The sequence below is a fragment of the Gilliamella sp. B3172 genome, from assembly GCF_026536465.1.
Lineage (GTDB): Bacteria > Pseudomonadota > Gammaproteobacteria > Enterobacterales > Orbaceae > Gilliamella.
Map to the genome: position 1 here is coordinate 1 of NZ_JAFNOA010000022.1, position 1327 is coordinate 1327.

Consider the following 1327-nt stretch of genomic DNA (forward strand, 5'->3'; position numbering starts at 1 on the left):
CCAATCAGAAAGCAAACGAAAGTAGTAAATTTGGTGAGCATGTAGCGAAAGAGCAACAAATTAATGCTGGTAAGGATACAAATAGATCATTTGATGAATTACCTTTAGTCAAGCCTCGTTCTATAGATAAAATAGACCCAGCACCAGGACAGTTTGTTCTCGATAAAACAAGTGTAACAAAGCTAAACAAAGATGAAGTATATATTTATATCATTGATACAAATAATAATATACAAATAGCACCTAGAGGTAGCGCTGGACGAACAGGAGTAAAACATACTCAACTTAGTGGTGGTGAGGCGGTAAAAGGTGCCGGAGAGCTAAAAATGAATTCTGACGGGACTTTATTAATAAATAATCAGTCAGGTCGCTATCGTGCACAATCAAGTGATGCATTAAAAAAATTAGAATCACACTTGTCAAATATGAATATTAAAAGCAAATCAACTAGCGAGGTTATCAATTGATTATGGTTAATGAGTTAAAAAAAATAGATCTTTCAAAACCAGGGGCAATTACTGAAGTTGATATTATTCTCCATTCTCTAGCGAATATGCCAAATTTGTCCTTGAGGCAAATTTTTAACATATGCCCAGAAAGAAAAGATATTGGTTACATATTAGTAGGACTATGCGCATTATTTTTTTTAAAATCTCCACAATTTAATTCAACAGAATGGGGAGCATATAAAGATGGAAAATTTTCATCTGAAGAAAAACAATTAATTATTTTTGGTTTACTTAATGTAATAAGATATTCGCACATTGAAATTCATGAAGAAGTTGATGCAATAGATTTTATTTATGCAGCCTGTATTGCTTTGTATAGAATTTCCCCTGATAAAGCAGAAGAAGAGATAGTTAAAGAATTAAAGTTAAGCCCGACACCCTCTTTAATTGATGCTTTAGGAGTATTAGTTGGTCATGAGGTCAAGGGTTCTATAACAAAAGAAACATTTCGATTACTTGAACATTTTGCAGAAAAAACGTCAGGAGCATTGAGTGATACAGCAAAAAATGTTTTAAAAGAAGATGTGGAAAGAATGAATGCTATAAATCATTTTTTATAAAACAACTAATCGAATAACAAAAAATGGATTAGGTTGTTTGGAATGAAATAGTAGAGCCTAATATTATTCAAGATCAGCGTTTTCAATTTACTTATTAGAGAAAGCTCTTAATAAATTGCAATCTGATTTATCGTCAAAGATGAACATAGATAATTATTTAGAAACATTAGATCTTTCCAAACCAAGAGTGGTTGGTGATCTTGAAGTAATGGCTTGAGTCTTTTGTAAGTTTAAAAGAATTATCTATGGATAATATTT

The 1327-nt window shown here is 31.3% G+C and carries 2 protein-coding genes; both read left to right on the forward strand.

Annotated features, from left to right (window positions below; translation table 11 throughout):
* On the forward strand, nt 1–467 hold a 467-nt coding region (locus tag J3U37_RS12015; protein ID WP_267375114.1), incomplete at its 5' end, for a hypothetical protein.
* 2 nt (nt 468–469) lie between these two features.
* On the forward strand, nt 470–1069 hold the full coding sequence (locus tag J3U37_RS12020; protein WP_220217659.1) for a hypothetical protein: 600 nt from the start codon (nt 470–472) through the stop codon (nt 1067–1069).
* Nucleotides 1070–1327: the final 258 nt, after the last annotated feature.